Below are 16,344 nucleotides of genomic sequence, written 5' to 3'. Positions count from 1 at the left end.
GGCGCCACGATCCCAGTGCGCCTGTCGTGTCGACCCCTGCTCCCCCCCGGCGGGACCGTCCCGGCTCGGGGTGCAGCGGCGGTAACGAGCTCAACCTTCATACCAGCTGTGGCGAAATTTGGGCAGATTTCCCCCTATGGTTGCATTACGCAACGTTATCTCGAGATCTGGACGCGACGTCACGAGGTGGCCGAGGCGAACTTTCCCATCAGGTAAGGCCCCGATATCACGCTCTCGCCCCCGCCCTCCATGGGGCGCACCTCGGCGTGCCAGTTGGGCTGGTGAAAGAAGGCAAGGCTCATCCGCCTCCGTCCGGCCAGTTCCCCGGGCACAACCACACGGTGCAAGGTGGATCGCCAGCGCCCGCCGGTCCAGAGCTCCATCAGGTCGCCGATATTGACGACGAAGGCGCCCGGAACCGGATCGACCGCCACCCACTCCCCCGAGGGCGCGCGGATCTCGAGCCCGCGGCTGCCGTCGTCCGGCAGGAGGATCGTCAGCGAGCCGTAGTCCGTATGGGCCCCCGCCCGCTGCTGCCCCGCCTCCGCCGGCCGGTCCGTCGCCGGGTAGTTCAGCGCCCGCAGCGCCGAGATCGGCGCATCGATGGCCGGGGCGAAGACATCCCTGTCGCGGCCCAGCGCGACCGCGAAGAGCGCCATGACCCGCGCGGCGAGCCCCTCCATCCGCCGGTAATAGGCCTCCCACGCCTCCCGGAACCCCGCCACCTCGGGCCAGGGCGTCGGCGCGTAGCAGAAGGCCAGCGCATCGGGATCGGTCTCCGCCGCGGGCACCGAGAGCGGCCCTCCGTTGAAGCTCTCCTTCAGGTCCGGGGGCGTCTGCTCACCCTTCGAGCGGGCCAGCGCCTCCGCCCCCATGCCGAGATAGCCGTAGGGCTTGCCCGGGCCCGCGCGCACCGCCTCCTTGACGCCGGGCTCCGCGCCGAAGAACGCCGCGACCGCGGCCCGGATCGCCGCGATCTCCTCCGCCGGCACGCCATGCCCCGCCAGCACGAGAAAGCCGGTCTCCCGGCAGGCGCGGTCCACCTCCGCCGCCACCGCGAGGTCCCCCGCCTCGAACGCCCCGAGATCCACCACCGCAACCGCCATCCTTGCCTCCTTCGTCCGACGTCGCAGCCTCCCCCGGGCCGGACCGGCCCGCAAGCCCTCACCTGTGGACAAGCCTCCACAACCCGTTGCCCGCACCGCCCCGGCCTGCCACACTATCTGCCAAGCATTGAGAAAGAGCAGCCATGGCAGACGATCTCCTTTCCGGGGCCCATCCCTCCTATGACGCCTCCTCCATCGAGGTGCTCGAGGGCCTCGAGCCCGTGCGCAAGCGGCCGGGCATGTATATCGGCGGCACCGACGACCGCGCGCTGCATCACCTCGTGGCCGAGGTGCTCGACAACTCCATGGACGAGGCCGTGGCGGGCCACGCCACGCGCATCGAGGTCACGCTCCATGCCGACCACTCCGTCACCATCCGCGACAACGGCCGCGGCATCCCCATCGACCCGCATCCGAAGTTCCCGGGCAAGTCCGCGCTCGAGGTGATCCTCTGCACGCTCCACGCCGGCGGCAAGTTCGGCGGCGACGCCTACCAGACTTCGGGCGGCCTGCACGGCGTCGGCGCCTCGGTGGTCAACGCCCTGTCCGACAGCCTCGTCGTCCGCGTCGCCCGCGACCGCAGGCTCCACGAGCAGCGCTTCTCCCGCGGCCTCCCCCTCGGGCCGCTGCAGGAGATCGGCGCCGCCCCCAACCGCCGGGGCACCGAGGTCACCTTTCACCCCGATGCCGAGATCTTCGGCACCCACCGGCTGAAGCCCGCGCGGCTCATCGCCATGGCCCGGTCCAAGGCCTATCTCTTCTCCGGCGTGGAGATCCGCTGGAGCTCCGAGATCGACGACGGGACCACGCCCGTCGAGGCCGTCTTCCACTTTCCCGGCGGGCTCGCCGACTATCTCGGCGAACAGCTTCAGGGCGCCTCCACCTATGCCGACCGGCCCTTCGCCGGCTCGGTGGATTTCCAGGCGCGGTTCGGCGTGCCGGGAAAGGTCGAATGGGCGATCAACTGGACGCCCTCCCGCGACGGCTTCCTGCAGAGCTACTGCAACACCGTTCCCACGCCCGAGGGCGGCACGCACGAGGCCGGCTTCTGGGCCGCCATCGTCAAGGGCCTGCGCGCCTATGGCGAGGTCGCCAAGGTGCGCAAGGCCAGCCAGATCACCCGCGACGACCTGATCTCGGGCGCCTGCGCCATGGTCTCCTGCTTCATCCGCGAGCCCGAATTCGTGGGCCAGACAAAGGACCGCCTCGCCACCATGGAGGCGCAGCGGCTGGTCGAGGGCGCGGTGCGCGACCATTTCGACACCTGGCTCGGGTCGGACCCGAAATCGGCGGGCGCGATCCTCGATTTCCTCGTCCTGCGCGCCGAGGAGCGCCTGCGCCGGCGCGAGGAAAAGGAGACCGCGCGGAAATCGGCCACGAAAAAGCTGCGCCTGCCCGGAAAGCTCGTCGACTGTTCCGCCACCGCGCGCGAGGGGACGGAGATCTTCATCGTCGAGGGCGATTCGGCGGGCGGCTCGGCCAAGATGGCGCGGGACCGGCGCACCCAGGCGCTGCTGCCGCTGCGGGGGAAAATCCTGAATGTTCTCGGGGCTGCCTCCTCCAAACTGGGGTCGAACGCGGAAATCTCGGACCTGACCCAGGCCCTGGGGGTGGGACTGGGCGCGAAGTTCAACATCGACGATCTTCGTTACGACAAGGTTATCATCATGACGGATGCCGACGTGGACGGCGCCCATATTGCCTCGCTTTTGATGACATTCTTCTTTTCCCAGATGCGCCCGATGATCGACGCGGGCCATCTCTACCTCGCCTGCCCGCCGCTCTACCGCCTGACGCAGGGGGCGAAACGGCTCTACGTGGGCTCGGATGCGGAAAAGGACGAGTGGCTGAAAAAGGGCCTCGGCGGCCGCGGCAAGATCGACGTCCAGCGCTTCAAGGGCCTTGGCGAGATGGACGCCAAGGACCTCAAGGACACCACCATGGACCCCGCCACGCGCAAGCTGATCCGCGTGACGATCGACGAGGACGAGCCGGGAGAGACCGGCGATCTGGTGGAACGGCTGATGGGGAAGAAGCCGGAGTTGCGGTTCCAGTATATCTCGGAGAATGCGCGGTTTGTTGAGGAGTTGGATGTTTGAGGGCTCGTTATGGCAAATAAACCCTATTCAACTTTTGAGAAAACTGTTGAGCGATCACGAGCATTAGTTGAGCTTTTCGACACAGACCCTCAAATAGACGAGAAGGAGGACCTGTTACGCGCCGCCGTAATTCTATGCGTAGCTGGATTTGACAGATACTTCACATCGAAGTTCTGTGACGTACTCGTCCCACACTTAAAATCGGGCGAAAAGATTGGCAATGACCTATTCAAGCGGCTGGAAGTTGCGGGATTCAATACTGAAGTTTCACTACGCCTCATTGCTGACAGTGTCAACAATCGGAACTCTCGGCCCTTTAGAAAAATTCGAACGATCGTGCAGAGCTCCTTGTCAAATCACACGACCCACCGTGACGACGCTATAGACGCTTTATTTCTCGATTTGGGGCTAAAAAATCTCTGCAACAATGCAGAAAAGAAGTGTAACAAAAAGGGTATCGTAAAGAAAATTATGGACCTTGTTGACATCAGAAACGCGATTGCACACGAGGCCCACGTGAAGACTTCCGGGCAACCAAGGTCAATTGACAGAGATCGTATTTTGAAAATGATCAACGCCACCGAAGCCTTCGTTCGATCCTGCGACCAGATCATAGACAACAGATTTGGCATTAAGGACGCTGTGTCCGCGTGACCGAGTCATCGGGTGCGCGTTCATGCGCACCATCCCCCGACGCCACCCGCGCAACGGTGCGCATGAACGCGCACCCTACCCCACACCTTGCCCCTCCGCGCCCCACCCCCCAAACTGCCCCCAACCCCACCGGAGCGCCGAAACATGCCCCTCACCATCGTCGCCGACATCCACGCCAATCCCGGCCACGAGGACGACCTCTCGGAGCTTCTCACCTCCTTCGTCGCCCCCACCCGGGCCGAACAAGGCTGCATCCAGTATGACCTCCACCGGGACGACCTCGACCCCGGGCATTTCGTCTTCTTCGAGATCTGGGAGACCCGGGACCTCTGGCAGGACCACATCGCCTCGCCCCATATCGCGGGCGCGGCCGAGGCGCGGGAGCGGCTGGTGGCCCGCTCCATCGTCTCGGAGATGACCCGCATCGCCTGACGCCGGACCGGACCCGCAGGCCGGGCCTCGGCCCGGCAATCCCGATCACACCCCCGCGAGCGCCGCGCCCTAATCGTTAACGCCGCAGCGCGTCCACACTGATTATCAAACCATTCCAACGGCTTGCGAATGCGTCCACATGTGGACGCCCGCCCTTTCCCCCGCCCCCGATCCGGCTAGAGTCCCCCCATGCGCCGCGCCGCCCTCATCCCCCTGCTCCTCCTCTCCGCCTGCGCCCGGCCGCTGACGGAGCCCGAGAGATCCTTTGCGCGGAACTTCTTCCCCGAGGAGACGCTCGAGGCCACGAAGATCGCCCCCGCCCCGCCCGTGGGCCTCTTCAGCTTCACCTTCCCCACGCGCCCCGCGACCACCTGCCGCGAGAAGATCGTCCCGCCGCCCCCGGGACCCGAGTTCACCGCCCGCACCGCCGGCGTGGTGCTCTTCGACCATTTCTTCGCGAGCCCCGACTGGTATCTCGAGGACTACACCCCGCGCTGGCCCGAGGAGATGAACCTCGGCGCCGCCATGTTCTTCGCCCACGAGCTGACCCATGTCTGGCAGTGGCAGAACCGCGAGATCACCGGCTTCACCCTCGGCCGCGTCGCCGCCGAGCACCGCACCGAGGAAGACCCCTACCTCTTCGACGACGCGGACGGCCGCGCCTTTCTCGACTACGGCTACGAACAGCAGGCCAGCATCGTGGAGGAATACGTCTGCTGCGCCGCCCTCGACCCCGGAGGCGCCCGCACCGAGCGACTGCGGACGCTCATCGCCGAGGTGCTGCCGCTGGAGGACTGGACGCCGCCGCCCTCCGTCCTCGTGCCCTGGCGCGACGCGGAGACCGGCGGGATTTGCAGCTGAAGCCCGGCGCCCTACCTCAGCGTCATGCGCTGTCTTGCCCTCCTCCTCGCCCTGGCCTCGCCCGCCCTCGCTCAGGACACGGATCTCGAACTGGTCCTGCTGGCCGATGCCTCGGGCTCCATCGACGCCACGGAAATCCGGCTGCAGCGGCAGGGCTATGCCGAGGCGCTGACCGATCCCGCGGTGCTTTCGGCCATCGAGAACACGGCCTACGGCTCCATCGCGGTGACCTATATCGAATGGGCCGCGAACCAGGCGGTTGTGGTGGACTGGACGGTGATCGCCACCGCCGAGGATGCCGAAGCCTTCGCCGCCGAGCTGATGATCCCGCCCCGCCTCGCCAGCGGCCGGAACGCCATCGGCGCGGCCCTGCTGGCGGGTCTCGCCGCGATCGAGACCAACGACATCTCCGGCTGGCGGCGCGTGATAGACTTCTCCGGCGACAGCGCCAGCAACTACAGCGGCTCCTCCATCGCCGAGGCCCGCGAGACGGTGCTGAACGCGGGCGTCACGATCAACGGCCTGCCGATCCTCACCGAACGGCCCTGGCTCCTTGAGGTCTACGAGCGGGAGATCATCGGCGGGCCGAACAGCTTCGCCATCGCCGCCGACAGCCGCGCAACCTTCGTCGAGGCCCTGAGGCGCAAGCTGATCCTCGAGATATCGGGCCTGACGCCCCGGGACGAAACCGTCATTGCTGAAGCTCCCGCAGGTACTCGGTAAGCGCCACCACCGCCTCGGCGGCGAGGATGGGCTGGCCCGATGCGGTTGCGATGGCCGCCTGCCGCCCGCGGTCGAAGAAGGGTCCGTAGACCGGCATCGGGCTGCCGTGGCTGACGAGCGGCTCCCGTCCGTCGATCCGCATCACCACCCGCTCCACCGGAAAGACGCCCTCGTTGCGGGCGGAAAGCCGCGTCAGGTCCGGCGGCTGCAGGATCAGAGCGGGCGCCAGCGGCCCGTCTCCCGTCGCATCGGCGCCGTGGCAATAGGCGCAATGCTGTGCGTAAAGCTCGGCCGCGTCCTCCTGCGCCGCCGCCGCCACGGGCAGCGCCGCCAGCGCCAGCGCGATGATCCGTCCTCTCATGTCCGCCTCCCCGGCCTCAGGGCCGCTGTATGGTCTCGATATACCGCCCCAGCTCAAGAAGCCGCAGCGGCACCGGCGTGCCCAGCCCGTCCGGCCCCGGCACGGTCACCATGGGGCCCATGTCGCCGGCGCCGAATTCGGGCATCGCCGCACTGAACGAAGGATCGCGGTGATAGCCGTCGATCGCCGACATCACCTGATCGAGCGGAAACACCCCGCCGTTCCGCGCCGCGATGCGTGACAGGTCCGGCGGCGCCTCGATGAGGTTTCGCCCGAAGCTGCCCTCGCCGCGCCCGTCCAGACCGTGACAGGCCGCGCAATTCTGCTGGAACATCAGCGCGCCGTCCCGGTCGAGATCCACGCCCTGCTCCGCCGCGCAGCCCGCAAGCACCAGCGCGGCCGCCATTCCGATCATCGCTCTCATGCCCGCTCTCCTCCTCCTCGCTCCGGCTGTGCCCGCCGGTTTCGACCATCCTCGTGGATGCCGCCCCGCCGCGCCTTGACCCCGATCAAGGCGCTCATCCCGAAGCGGTGCAGGTCGTGGCCTCCGCGCCCCGAAGCGAGAACATCGCTTCGTCGCCCCGCGTCCAGAGATAGCTGCCGAAGCTCGCCTCGTATCTCGCGCCCGAGGCGGCGGGGACCAGCACGCCCACGTCCACGCTGTCGCCGTAGTCGATCCGGACCGACGGCAGCGCCGTGTCGAAGAACATCCCGGCGACCTCGGAGCCGTCTTCGCAGGTGTAGAGGACCGTCGAACTCGGCTCCGCCAGCATCCACATGCCCACGAGTTCCGCCTCCCGCCGCAGGTAGGCCCCCTCCACGCAGTCCCGCAGGTCTTCGGCCTGCCAGCATTCGTCGCGCCCGCCGATCCAGCCCCGCTGCATCGCGCGCAGCTCATCCGCGGCCTCCTCGGCGCCGGCATCGAGCCCTTCCGCGACGGCCAGAGCCTGAGCGAAGGTCTCGGTCAGCCGCCGGTCGAGCGCCGCCAGATCCGCATCCTCGCAGACCAGAAGCTCGGCATCGCTCTCGGCGGTGCCGCAATCGAAGGACGGACCGTCCTGCGCGGCGGCGAAGCACGGAAGAAAGACCAGACCCGTGGTGAACAGCATGCAGCGCAGCATCGGCGACCTCCTCGACAGCCCGCCATCAGACTGCGGCCCTTTCCCTCACGGGGCAATGGCCTCGTCCGACGTCAGGCAGCGATCCGCCCGGCATCGAGCCGCACGACCCGGTCCATCCGCGCGGCAAGCTCGAGGTTGTGCGTCGCGATCAGCGCCGCGAGCCCGGTGCCCCGCACGAGGTCCATGAGCGCGGAGAACACCACGTCCGACGTGCCCGGATCGAGGTTGCCCGTGGGCTCGTCCGCCAGCAGCAGGCGCGGCGCGTTGGCGAGCGCGCGGCAATAGGCCACGCGCTGCTGCTCCCCGCCCGACAGCGCGCCGGGCCGGTGTTGGGCCCTCGGGCCGAGGCCGACCGTCTCCAGCAGCGACATCGCCCGCGCGTCCGCCTCCGCGGCCGTGACGCCGTTCGCCAGCTGCGGCAGGACGATGTTCTCCAGCGCCGAGAACTCGGGCAGAAGGTGGTGGAACTGGTAGATGAACCCCACCTCCCGGCGCCGTGCCTCGGTCCTGCGGCGGTCCGCGAGCCGGGTCATGTCCTGCCCGCCCAGCGTCACGGTGCCCTCGTCCGGCGTATCGAGCAGCCCCGCGATATGCAGCAGCGTGGACTTGCCCGCGCCCGAGGGCGCCACCAGCGCCACCACCTCCCCGGCCGCGACGGAGAGGTCCACGCCCTGAAGCACGGTCACCTCGTTCGGCCGGCCGTGATTGTAGGCTTTAGTCACACCGACCAGCGCCAGCTCATTCATAGCGCAGCGCCTCCACGGGGTTCATCCGCGCGGCGCGCCTGGCCGGGAAGATCGTGACGACCCACGACAGGAACAGCGACAGCCCCACCGCCGAGAGCACGTCCTCCAGTTCCAGCTTTGCCGGCAGCGCGTAGATGCCCCGGATCGACGGGTCCCACACGCCGCCGCCCGACACCCAGTTCACCGCCGAGAAGATCGGGTCGATGTAGATGGCGAAGAGACAGCCCAGAAGCACCCCCGCCGCCGTGCCAACCGTGCCGATGGAGGCCCCGCAGATGAAGAACACCCGCAGGATGGACCCCTGGCTCAGGCCCATGGTCCTCAGGATGCCGATGTCGCGGCCCTTGTTCTTCACCAGCATGATCAGGCCCGAGATGATGTTCATCGACGCGATCAGCACGAGGATGGACAGGATCACGAACATCACGTTGTCCTCGACCGTCAGCGCGCGCAGATAGGCCCCCTCGTTGTCCTTCCAGGAATAGAGCAGCGCGCCCGCGGGCAGCGCCGCGTAGACCGGGTCGATCCAGCGCTCGACCTCGTCCGGGTCCTCGACGAAGATCTGGATCTGGTCGACCCGCTCCTCGCGGTTGAAGAAGGGCTGCGCCTCGTCGAGCGGCATGTAGATCCGGGTCGAGTCCGTGATCCAGCGGCCCGTCTGGAAGACGTAGACCACGTCGAACGACGCGCGGCGCGGCGAGCGTCCCACGGCGGTCTGCACGCCGCCCGCCGTGGTCAGGCTCACACGATCGCCGACGCCCACGCCCAGCGCCTGCGCCACGCCAGAGCCCAGTGCCACGCCCTCGGGCACCCGCCCGAAATCGGCAAGGTCGCCGAGACTGTCCTGCGGTTCCGCGATCAGCGGGATCGCCGCGAATTCCCCGGGCGCGATGCCGAAGACCTGCACGAAGGTCCCCTCGTCGCCCCGGCTCGCCAGCCCCTCGCCATAGACCACCGGATCGGCGCGCTCGACACCCGGGATCGCGGCGAGATCGGCGGCGAGGGTCTCGAAATCGGCAATCGTGTCGACCCAGCGCGGCACCTCGACGGTCTGGTCGCCCTGCGTGACCGTGATGATCTCCTGCCGCTGCTGGCGCACCGTCAGATGCGCGTTCGCGCCCACGATCGTGTCGACGAAATCGGCGCGGAAGCCCGAGCGCACCGCCAGCGTGGCCACCAGCGCGAAAACGGCGAGCGTCACGCCCACGAGGCTGATCCAGGTCATCACGCTCACGCCGCCCTCGGCGCGCTTGGCGCGCAGGTAGCGCCAGGCGATCATCCATTCGAACCGCGCGAAGGGTCGGGGAGTGTCGGACATCGGCTCTGCCTCCGGGTTGCCGGGATACCTCGCCGCAGGCGGGCGCGCGGTCAAGCGCCGCCATGGCGGACGGTTGCGCGACGGAGCGCCACGCCGGAGTCCGCCTGTCACAAATCCGTGCATATCGGGCCCCAGAAGGGCCGGACGCACAAGGACGTCGCGGGGAGGTTGCCTCCCGGGACCTGAACTTTAAGCTAGACGATGCGAGGCCGAGCCGGGAGGGCAAGGCCGTTCGACAGAAAACGGAGGTCACCGAAGTGACTCAGTTGTTCAACAGGGACCGTCTGCATCCGGCCGTGCACATGCACGCCGCCGAAGTCGCCGAGGGCAAGCTTTCGCGCCGCGAGTTCCTCGCCCGCGCCACGGCGCTCGGTGCATCCGCCGCCGCCGCCTATGCGCTGATCGGCGTCTCGCCGGCCAAGGCGCAGGCCACGCCGCAGCAGGGCGGCACCATCCGCATCCAGCAGGACGTGCGCGCGATGCTGGATCCGCCGACCTTCAACTGGCCCCAGCTCGGCAACATCGTGCGCGGCTATCTGGAGTTTCTCGTCCAGTACAACGCCGACGGCACCTTCGAGCCGCGGCTTCTCGAAAGCTGGGAGGTCAACGAGGACGCCACCGTCTATGTGCTGAACATCCGTCCCGGCGTGACCTGGAACGACGGTCGGGGCACCCTGACCGCCCAGGACATCGCCTGGAACTTCACCCGCTGGTGCGACGGCAACTGGGAAGGCAATTCCATGGCCTCGCGCATGGCCGCGCTGCAGAACGCGGACGGCTCGGGCCCGGCCGAGGGCGCCATCGAGATCGTCGACGACCTGACCGTCCGGCTCAACCTCACCCGGCCCGACATCTCGATCATCCCCGCGGTGACCGAGTATCCCGCCGCCATCGTGCCCGACGGCTGGTCCGGCAATCCGGCGGACGATCCCGTGGGCACCGGCCCCTACCGGCTGGTGGAATACGAGGTGGGCGTGCGCGCCGTGCTCGAGAAGGACCCCGATCACCCCTGGTGGGGCGAGGGCGCCTATCTCGACCGGATCGAGTTCATCGACTACGGCACCGAGGGCGCGGCGCATCTCGCCGCCGCCGAGGCGGGCGAGATCGACATGACCTACGAGACCGTGGGCGAATATGTCGAGATCTTCGAGGCCATCGGCTGGGTCCAGTCCGAATCCGTCTCCGCCAACACCATCGTCCTGCGCACGAACCGCCTCGCCGAGGTGAACGGGATGCGCCCCTACGAGGACGCGCGGGTGCGGCGGGCGCTGGCGCTCGCGGTGCGCAACGACGTGCTCCTCGACCTCGGCTATGCCGGTCTCGGGACTCTCGCGGAAAACCACCACGTCTGCCCGATCCACCCCGAGTATGCCGACATCGGCCCGCCGGACTACGACCCCGAACAGGCGCTGGCGCTGCTCGAGGAGGCCGGCATGGCCGATTTCGAGCACGAGCTGATCAGCCTCGACGACGACTGGCGCCGCAACACCTCGGATGCCATGGCGGCGCAGCTGCGCGATGCGGGCATCCCCGTCAGCCGCACGGTCTACCCCGGGTCCACCTTCTGGAACGACTGGGCGAACTTCCCCTTCTCCTCGACGGACTGGGGCCACCGCCCGCTTGGCGTGCAGATCATGGCGCTGGCCTACCGCTCGGGCGTGGCCTGGAACGAGACCGGCCTCGCCTCCGAGGAGTTCGACGCGATGCTCGACGAGGCCTCGGCCATCGCCGACGCCGATGCCCGCCGGGACGTGATGGAGCGCATGCAGCGCTTCCTGATCGAGGACGGCACGGTGGTGCAGCCCTACTGGCGCTCGCTCTACCGTCACAGCCGGCCCGGCATCATCGGCGCCGAGGCCCATCCGATCGTCGAGATCCACGTCCACAAGCTGGCCCTCGAGGCCTGACCCGGTTTTCACGGACCAGCGGATCGGGGCGCCTTCGGGCGCCCCGATTGCTTGTCGGCGCCCCTTCTGGTGCGGCACGCGGGCGACAGCCGCCTGCCCCTGCGTCGCCAGGTTGTTGCACAATCACGAAAATGCGCGCTTCCCTTTCGTAACATTTGAGAGGAGCCCGCCATGATTCCAAAAATTCAACCCCTGTCGCTCGGGCTTGCCGCCTCGGCGCTCTTCGCTCCGGCGGTCGCCGCCGCGGACTCGCTGACCTGCGCCACCCTCTCCCAGGCCTCCGGCACCTATGCGAGCAACACCGGCGTCAATTTCAGCGTCGTGCCCGGCGACCGCATCACCGTGAGCGCGGCCTCGAACGCGACCGGTCAGGTCGCCGTTCCGGGCGTGAACATCTTCTATGTCGGGGATCTGGTCACCACGACCGGCGACACCGCCACCGCTGCGGCCGACGGCATCATCACCATCGGCCCCCTCACGCCGACGGGACCCGCCGAGCTGCGCATCTCCTGTTCCCCCGGGGGCGGCAGCAGCGATGGCGACACCGGGACGGATGACGGCGGAAGCGGTCCCGGCACGGGCGGAGGCACCGGTGCCGGACCCACCGCGCCCGGTACCGGCGCGCCGCCGGATGCCCCGTCCGAGCCCGACCAGACGACGACCGAGGCGCGCCCCGCCACCGCGACGCTGAGTGAGACGCTTCTGACCTACGGCAGCCAGATCGGCGCGGGGACCCAGTCGGTCGCCGTCAACGCCGCCGTATCGAGCGCCGTGGCCGCCTATTTCGGCAACGCCACGGGCTTCATGGCCACCCGGGACCTGATGTTCCTGTCCACCCGCTCGATCGGCGACGACGCCGCACCCGTGGACCTGTGGTTCCGCCTGAGCGGCCAGCGCTTCGACGGCGATGTCGAGGGCTCGGGCAACAACCTCACCGTCGGCGGCCACTACCGCATCTCCCCAACCGCCGTGGCGGGTCTGCTCGCCGATATCGGCCGGTTCGAGATCGACACCGGCGGGGCCGACCTCGAGGTCGACGCCTTGGCCGTGGGCCCCTATTTCGCCGCCCGGCTCGGCGCGGTCGATATCGACGGCTACGCGCTCTTCGCCCGCCCGACCTACGATTTCGGCGCCGGCGAGACCGACGCCCAGCGGCGGCTCTACGGGCTCACCGTCTCGGCCCGGTTCGATACCGGCAGCGTCTCCGTGGCGCCCTTCGCCCGCCTGTCGGGCTACCGCGAGGAGATCGAGGCCGGCGGACCGGTTGCGGCGCGCGACGTGGCCCAGGACACGGTGAGCGCCGGCGCGCGCGTGGATTTCGAGACCGGCACGGCCTTCCGCCCCTGGATCTCGGTCGCCGCGGACGCGTGGCGCTTCGACGACGGCACGACGGAGACGGAGGCCACGACGCCGGCACTCGCCGCGGGCTTCACCTTCGATACCGGCACCGGGCGGGTCACCGCCGACATCGCCTCCTCCGAGGTGGCCGAAGACGTCCAGAGCCTCGCGGTCAGCCTGCGCTACGACTTCGCGTTCTGACACGGAACCGGCCGCCGCCGCCCGACAGCCGGGAGGGCGGCGGCTATCCCGTCCGCGTCACCGGAGGCTCGGTGCGCGGCCCGCCGACGTGTCGCCGCCGCCGGAACGGTGCGGCCAGAAGCCAGCCCAGCAGCCCCGCGATCGCCCACCCCCCGGCATAGCCCGCCGCCGCCGACACCGCGCCCGGCGCCGAGAGCGGGACGGCGGGCACATAGGCCGACCACGTCCCCGCAAAGGTCTCCGGGTCCGCCATACGGTGCGGCATCACCAGCCGCTCCATGGGACTCGCGGCCTCGAGCTGCTCGAGCGCCTCGCTCAGCGTGCCATGACGCCGGATCGCCCGGCCCATGTCCGCCTGCCGGTCCTCGAGAAACGCCGTGCCGGTCATCTGCGCCAGCGCCGCCTCCCTTGTCAGGCCCGACCGCGCCGCCGTGGCGTCGAAATCCGACACGACCGCGCCCAGCGCATCGACCTGCCCCGCCAGCCGCTGGGTATACTGCTGCGCAAACTCGGGATACTGCGACAGACCCGCCGCGCCGGCGAGCCCGCCCGTCATCGCCAATAGTCTGAGGATCATCTGCCCGGCCTCTCTCGTGCCTTGTCGAGGCAGTCTACCATCCCGACAGCCCCCGGGCAAAGCCGACGGACACCCCTCCGGCAGGCCGACCTGGCCGGGCATGACAGCGCGCCCGGCCAACCACGCCCACCCCGGGCTCAGATCCAGGTGTGGAAGGTCCGCTTCGCCATCGGCTCCACCGCAGCGGGAACCGGCGCCGACCGGTGCGGGTGGTAGATCTCGTCGATCCGCGCCACCGCCGCCTCCGGCGTCATCTCCTCGCTCGCGCCGGTGCGTCGGTCGGTGACCTCGACCACTCCGGCCTTGAGCCCCCTCGGCCCGACGGTGATCCGCCAGGGCAGGCCGATCAGGTCCATCGTGGCGAATTTCGCGCCCGCCCTCTCGTCCCGGTCGTCGTAGAGCGGCTCGAGCCCCAGCGCACTGAGCTCGCCATAGAGACGCTCGCAGGCCGCATCGGCCTCGCCGTCGCCCTGCTTGAGGTTCACGATGCCCACATGGAAGGGCGTGACGCCCTCGGGCCAGATGATGCCCCTCTCGTCATGGGAGGCCTCGATGATCGCGCCCATCAGCCGGCTGACCCCGATCCCGTGGGACCCCATGTGCACAGGCACGGGCTTGCCGTCCGGCCCCTGCACCGTGGCGCCCATGGGTTCCGAATACTTGGTCCCGAAATAGAAGATCTGCCCGACCTCGATCCCCCGCGCCTTGCGCCGCCGCTCTTCGGGCACCTGCGCGAAGACCGCCTCGTCATGGGTCTCGTCGGTGCGGGCGTAGCGCGAGGTAAACTCCTCCAGCACCGCCTGGCACTGGGCGCGGTCGTCATAGTCGATGGCCCGGTCGCCGAACTTCAGGTCGGTGATCTCGGCATCGTAGAACACCTCCGACTCGCCGGTCTCGGCGAGCACGAGGAACTCGTGCGTGTCTTCGCCGCCGATGGGGCCGGAATCGGCGCGCATCGGGATCGCCTGCAGCCCCATCCGCTCGTAGGTCCGCAGGTAGCTGACCAGATGCCGGTTGTAGGCATGGAGCGCGTCCTCGCGCGTCAGGTCGAAATTGTAGCCGTCCTTCATCAGGAACTCGCGGCCGCGCATGACGCCGAAGCGGGGGCGGATCTCGTCCCGGAACTTCCACTGGATGTGATAGAGCGTCAGCGGCAACTGCCGGTAGGAGCCCACATAGCTGCGAAAGATGTCAGTGATCAGCTCCTCGTTCGTCGGCCCGTAGAGCATGTCGCGGTCGTGCCGGTCGCGGATGCGCAGCATCTCCTCGCCGTAATCGTCGTAGCGCCCGCTCTCGCGCCAGAGATCCGCCGATTGCAGCGTCGGCATCAGCATCGGGATATGGCCCGCCCGGACCTGCTCCTCGTTCACGATCCGCGCGATCCGCGTCAGCACGCGATAGCCCAGCGGCAGCCAGGAATAGATGCCGGCCGAGGCCTGCCGGATCATGCCCGCGCGCAGCATCAGCCGGTGGCTGACGATCTGCGCCTCGGCGGGCGTCTCCTTCAGAACGGGCAGGAAATAGCGGCTCAGGCGCATCTTGGCCTCCAGGTTTCCGGTCCCCGCTCCGATACGGCAGCCCCCCCGGCGGGACAAGCCCTCCGGCGGGCGCGGGGCCGGGCTTGAAAGCGGGCTCCCGCCCCACATCTGCGCAGGATGACCCAGCGTAATCATGGAGGCCGGCATGTCGGAGCTTTTACTCTTTCTCGGACAGGCGCTTATCGTCGCCGCGGTGGCCGCGGCGCTGATCGCGGGTCTCGCGCTGTTCTTCAAGTGGCTGCCGCGGATGGGCCCCGAAAAGCCCGGCGCGCGGGTCCGCGGCACGCCGGATCTCTTCGGCGCCGAGAGCCGCTACGATGTCCTGATGGCCTCGGGCCAGCGCCTCGCCGGGCTGCGCTTCGAGGGGATAGTGCAGGTGGAGGGCGACGGCGACTGGCCCCTCCGGCAGTTCGCCCTGATGCGCCGGTCCGATGGCGGCAAGGTCATCCTGCGCGTGGACTCCGTGCGCGTCTTCGAAGAGCTAGCGCCCTCCGCGCCCGGCGCCTGACCGTCATGCCCGGCAGCATCGCCGCCCCCCCCTCGCCGGGAGGCCCGACGTGATCGCAACCCTCCACAAGGCAACCTGAACCGCCGCCATCCGCATCGAGGCCGTTCCGCCGGTCCTGAGATGCCCCGCGCCACCCGCCGAATCCGATCACGGGACCTCACGCTGTGGTGATCCGGCCGGATGGCGCCGGTTGTCGCGCTAGACCTGACGGACACGACACACACACGAAAAAGGAGCACACATGACCTTCCTGCGCAGAACCCTGCTCGCCGCCACCGCCGCGCTCGGCCTCGGCACCGCCGCCCAGGCCCAGAGCATCGCAGAGATCGCGGCCGCCGACGGCCGCTTCGACACGCTGGTGGCCGCCGTCACTGCCGCGGGACTGGCCGACACGCTGTCCGGGCCGGGCAACTTCACCGTCTTCGCGCCGACCGACGATGCCTTCGCGGCGCTGCCGCCCGGCGTGGTGGACACGCTGCTGCAGCCCGAGAACCTGCAGACGCTGACGAACGTCCTGCTCTATCACGTCGACGACGGCGCGATTCCCTCCACCGCCATTCCCCAGGGAACCACCCGTCTCGTGCCGCTCTACAATTTCCCGCTCTGCGTCACCAACGCCGGCGGCTCCATCACCCTCGGTGACGGGTCGGGCTCCGCCGCGACCGTGGTCGTGGCCGATGTCGCCGCCACCAACGGCGTGATCCACGCCATCGACAAGGTGCTCGTGCCCACCGGCCACAACCGCTGTCACTGACCCGTCCCGGCGGCCGGTCCCCGGATCGGCCGCCCTCCGGGAATCCCTTGCGCCGTCTGCCTCTCCGTAAGAAACAGAACGGAAGACAGATGGAGGCTCC

17 protein-coding genes are annotated in these 16,344 nt (G+C 68.8%); 9 read left to right on the top strand and 8 right to left on the bottom strand.

The window, feature by feature from the left end:
• Positions 1-179: 179 nt before the first annotated feature.
• Positions 180-1,106: an isopenicillin N synthase family dioxygenase gene (locus EAT49_RS18920; protein WP_123643873.1), complete on the bottom strand. Its 927-nt coding sequence runs from the start codon at positions 1,104-1,106 to the stop codon at positions 180-182.
• 143 nt (positions 1,107-1,249) lie between these two features.
• Between EAT49_RS18920 and parE the strand changes: the two genes are divergently transcribed.
• From parE to EAT49_RS18895, 5 genes are all read left to right on the top strand, one after another.
• Positions 1,250-3,205: a DNA topoisomerase IV subunit B gene (gene parE, locus EAT49_RS18915; RefSeq protein WP_123643872.1), complete on the top strand. Its 1,956-nt coding sequence runs from the start codon at positions 1,250-1,252 to the stop codon at positions 3,203-3,205.
• Positions 3,206-3,214: 9 nt separating this feature from the next.
• Positions 3,215-3,859 (top strand): HEPN domain-containing protein, encoded by a 645-nt coding sequence (locus tag EAT49_RS18910; protein WP_123643871.1) that lies wholly within the window; start codon positions 3,215-3,217, stop codon positions 3,857-3,859.
• Positions 3,860-4,003: 144 nt separating this feature from the next.
• Positions 4,004-4,291 (top strand): putative quinol monooxygenase, encoded by a 288-nt coding sequence (locus tag EAT49_RS18905; protein WP_123643870.1) that lies wholly within the window; start codon positions 4,004-4,006, stop codon positions 4,289-4,291.
• Between the two features lie 189 nt (positions 4,292-4,480).
• Positions 4,481-5,152 carry a hypothetical protein gene (locus EAT49_RS18900; protein WP_123643869.1) on the top strand — a complete coding sequence of 224 codons (672 nt, stop codon included), beginning with the start codon at positions 4,481-4,483 and terminating at the stop codon, positions 5,150-5,152.
• 24 nt (positions 5,153-5,176) lie between these two features.
• Positions 5,177-5,875, top strand: a complete 699-nt coding sequence (locus EAT49_RS18895) for a DUF1194 domain-containing protein (protein ID WP_123643868.1) — start codon at positions 5,177-5,179, stop codon at positions 5,873-5,875.
• Here EAT49_RS18895 and EAT49_RS18890 read toward each other — a convergent pair.
• The 5 genes from EAT49_RS18890 to EAT49_RS18870 all read right to left on the bottom strand — a co-directional run bounded on the left by EAT49_RS18890 (position 5,844) and on the right by EAT49_RS18870 (position 9,421).
• The gene (locus EAT49_RS18890) at positions 5,844-6,236 is read right to left on the bottom strand and encodes a c-type cytochrome (RefSeq protein WP_123643867.1); all 393 of its coding nucleotides are present in this window, start codon (positions 6,234-6,236) and stop codon (positions 5,844-5,846) included. The two genes, EAT49_RS18895 and EAT49_RS18890, sit on opposite strands and share 32 nt — an antisense overlap.
• Positions 6,237-6,252: 16 nt before the next feature.
• A complete protein-coding gene (locus EAT49_RS18885; RefSeq protein WP_123643866.1) occupies positions 6,253-6,660 on the bottom strand; it encodes a c-type cytochrome in 408 nt (135 codons plus the stop codon).
• Positions 6,661-6,754: 94 nt separating this feature from the next.
• Complete coding sequence (locus EAT49_RS18880; protein WP_123643865.1) at positions 6,755-7,357, bottom strand: MliC family protein; 603 nt, start codon at positions 7,355-7,357, stop codon at positions 6,755-6,757.
• Between the two features lie 71 nt (positions 7,358-7,428).
• Positions 7,429-8,103 carry an ABC transporter ATP-binding protein gene (locus EAT49_RS18875; protein ID WP_123643864.1) on the bottom strand — a complete coding sequence of 225 codons (675 nt, stop codon included), beginning with the start codon at positions 8,101-8,103 and terminating at the stop codon, positions 7,429-7,431.
• Entirely contained in the window at positions 8,096-9,421 is a 1,326-nt protein-coding gene (locus tag EAT49_RS18870; protein ID WP_123643863.1) for an ABC transporter permease, read from the bottom strand. Before EAT49_RS18870 ends, EAT49_RS18875 begins: the two co-directional genes overlap by 8 nt.
• Before the next feature lie 302 nt (positions 9,422-9,723).
• Here EAT49_RS18870 and EAT49_RS18865 point away from each other — a divergent pair, with 302 nt between their 5' ends.
• Both EAT49_RS18865 and EAT49_RS18860 read left to right on the top strand, forming a co-directional pair.
• Positions 9,724-11,328, top strand: coding sequence for an ABC transporter substrate-binding protein (locus EAT49_RS18865; RefSeq protein ID WP_123643862.1), 1,605 nt, complete (start codon positions 9,724-9,726; stop codon positions 11,326-11,328).
• Between the two features lie 171 nt (positions 11,329-11,499).
• Positions 11,500-12,867, top strand: coding sequence for a hypothetical protein (locus tag EAT49_RS18860; protein WP_123643861.1), 1,368 nt, complete (start codon positions 11,500-11,502; stop codon positions 12,865-12,867).
• 43 nt (positions 12,868-12,910) lie between these two features.
• On the opposite strand, the gene EAT49_RS18855 is transcribed toward EAT49_RS18860, so the two are convergent.
• A complete protein-coding gene (locus EAT49_RS18855) occupies positions 12,911-13,444 on the bottom strand; it encodes a DUF2937 family protein (RefSeq protein ID WP_123643860.1) in 534 nt (177 codons plus the stop codon).
• 137 nt (positions 13,445-13,581) lie between these two features.
• On the bottom strand, positions 13,582-14,982 hold the full coding sequence (proS, locus tag EAT49_RS18850; RefSeq protein WP_123643859.1) for a proline--tRNA ligase: 1,401 nt from the start codon (positions 14,980-14,982) through the stop codon (positions 13,582-13,584).
• A gap of 145 nt (positions 14,983-15,127) precedes the next feature.
• On the opposite strand from proS, the gene EAT49_RS18845 reads away from it, so the two are divergent.
• Together EAT49_RS18845 and EAT49_RS18840 are read left to right on the top strand one after the other, a co-directional pair.
• Positions 15,128-15,490, top strand: coding sequence for a hypothetical protein (locus EAT49_RS18845; protein WP_123643858.1), 363 nt, complete (start codon positions 15,128-15,130; stop codon positions 15,488-15,490).
• 241 nt (positions 15,491-15,731) lie between these two features.
• Positions 15,732-16,244 (top strand): fasciclin domain-containing protein, encoded by a 513-nt coding sequence (locus tag EAT49_RS18840; RefSeq protein ID WP_123643857.1) that lies wholly within the window; start codon positions 15,732-15,734, stop codon positions 16,242-16,244.
• The last annotated feature ends 100 nt before the right edge of the window (positions 16,245-16,344 follow it).

Source organism: Histidinibacterium lentulum, assembly GCF_003789055.1.
Lineage (GTDB): Bacteria > Pseudomonadota > Alphaproteobacteria > Rhodobacterales > Rhodobacteraceae > Oceanicola > Oceanicola lentulus.
This window is presented reverse-complemented; position numbering and strand designations above follow the sequence as displayed.

What these genes read in the sequence shown, in the direction of transcription:
- EAT49_RS18880 (WP_123643865.1), bottom strand. Translation starts at nt 7,357, where the DNA reads ATGCTGCGCTGCATGCTGTTCACCACGGGTCTGGTCTTTCTTCCGTGC.
- EAT49_RS18860 (WP_123643861.1), top strand. Translation starts at nt 11,500, where the DNA reads ATGATTCCAAAAATTCAACCCCTGTCGCTCGGGCTTGCCGCCTCGGCG.
- EAT49_RS18875 (WP_123643864.1), bottom strand. Translation starts at nt 8,103, where the DNA reads ATGAATGAGCTGGCGCTGGTCGGTGTGACTAAAGCCTACAATCACGGC.
- EAT49_RS18845 (WP_123643858.1), top strand. Translation starts at nt 15,128, where the DNA reads ATGTCGGAGCTTTTACTCTTTCTCGGACAGGCGCTTATCGTCGCCGCG.
- EAT49_RS18865 (WP_123643862.1), top strand. Translation starts at nt 9,724, where the DNA reads ATGCACGCCGCCGAAGTCGCCGAGGGCAAGCTTTCGCGCCGCGAGTTC.
- EAT49_RS18920 (WP_123643873.1), bottom strand. Translation starts at nt 1,106, where the DNA reads ATGGCGGTTGCGGTGGTGGATCTCGGGGCGTTCGAGGCGGGGGACCTC.
- EAT49_RS18900 (WP_123643869.1), top strand. Translation starts at nt 4,481, where the DNA reads ATGCGCCGCGCCGCCCTCATCCCCCTGCTCCTCCTCTCCGCCTGCGCC.
- EAT49_RS18885 (WP_123643866.1), bottom strand. Translation starts at nt 6,660, where the DNA reads ATGAGAGCGATGATCGGAATGGCGGCCGCGCTGGTGCTTGCGGGCTGC.
- EAT49_RS18890 (WP_123643867.1), bottom strand. Translation starts at nt 6,236, where the DNA reads ATGAGAGGACGGATCATCGCGCTGGCGCTGGCGGCGCTGCCCGTGGCG.
- EAT49_RS18910 (WP_123643871.1), top strand. Translation starts at nt 3,215, where the DNA reads ATGGCAAATAAACCCTATTCAACTTTTGAGAAAACTGTTGAGCGATCA.
- EAT49_RS18840 (WP_123643857.1), top strand. Translation starts at nt 15,732, where the DNA reads ATGACCTTCCTGCGCAGAACCCTGCTCGCCGCCACCGCCGCGCTCGGC.
- proS (WP_123643859.1), bottom strand. Translation starts at nt 14,982, where the DNA reads ATGCGCCTGAGCCGCTATTTCCTGCCCGTTCTGAAGGAGACGCCCGCC.
- EAT49_RS18905 (WP_123643870.1), top strand. Translation starts at nt 4,004, where the DNA reads ATGCCCCTCACCATCGTCGCCGACATCCACGCCAATCCCGGCCACGAG.
- parE (WP_123643872.1), top strand. Translation starts at nt 1,250, where the DNA reads ATGGCAGACGATCTCCTTTCCGGGGCCCATCCCTCCTATGACGCCTCC.
- EAT49_RS18870 (WP_123643863.1), bottom strand. Translation starts at nt 9,421, where the DNA reads ATGTCCGACACTCCCCGACCCTTCGCGCGGTTCGAATGGATGATCGCC.
- EAT49_RS18855 (WP_123643860.1), bottom strand. Translation starts at nt 13,444, where the DNA reads ATGATCCTCAGACTATTGGCGATGACGGGCGGGCTCGCCGGCGCGGCG.
- EAT49_RS18895 (WP_123643868.1), top strand. Translation starts at nt 5,177, where the DNA reads ATGCGCTGTCTTGCCCTCCTCCTCGCCCTGGCCTCGCCCGCCCTCGCT.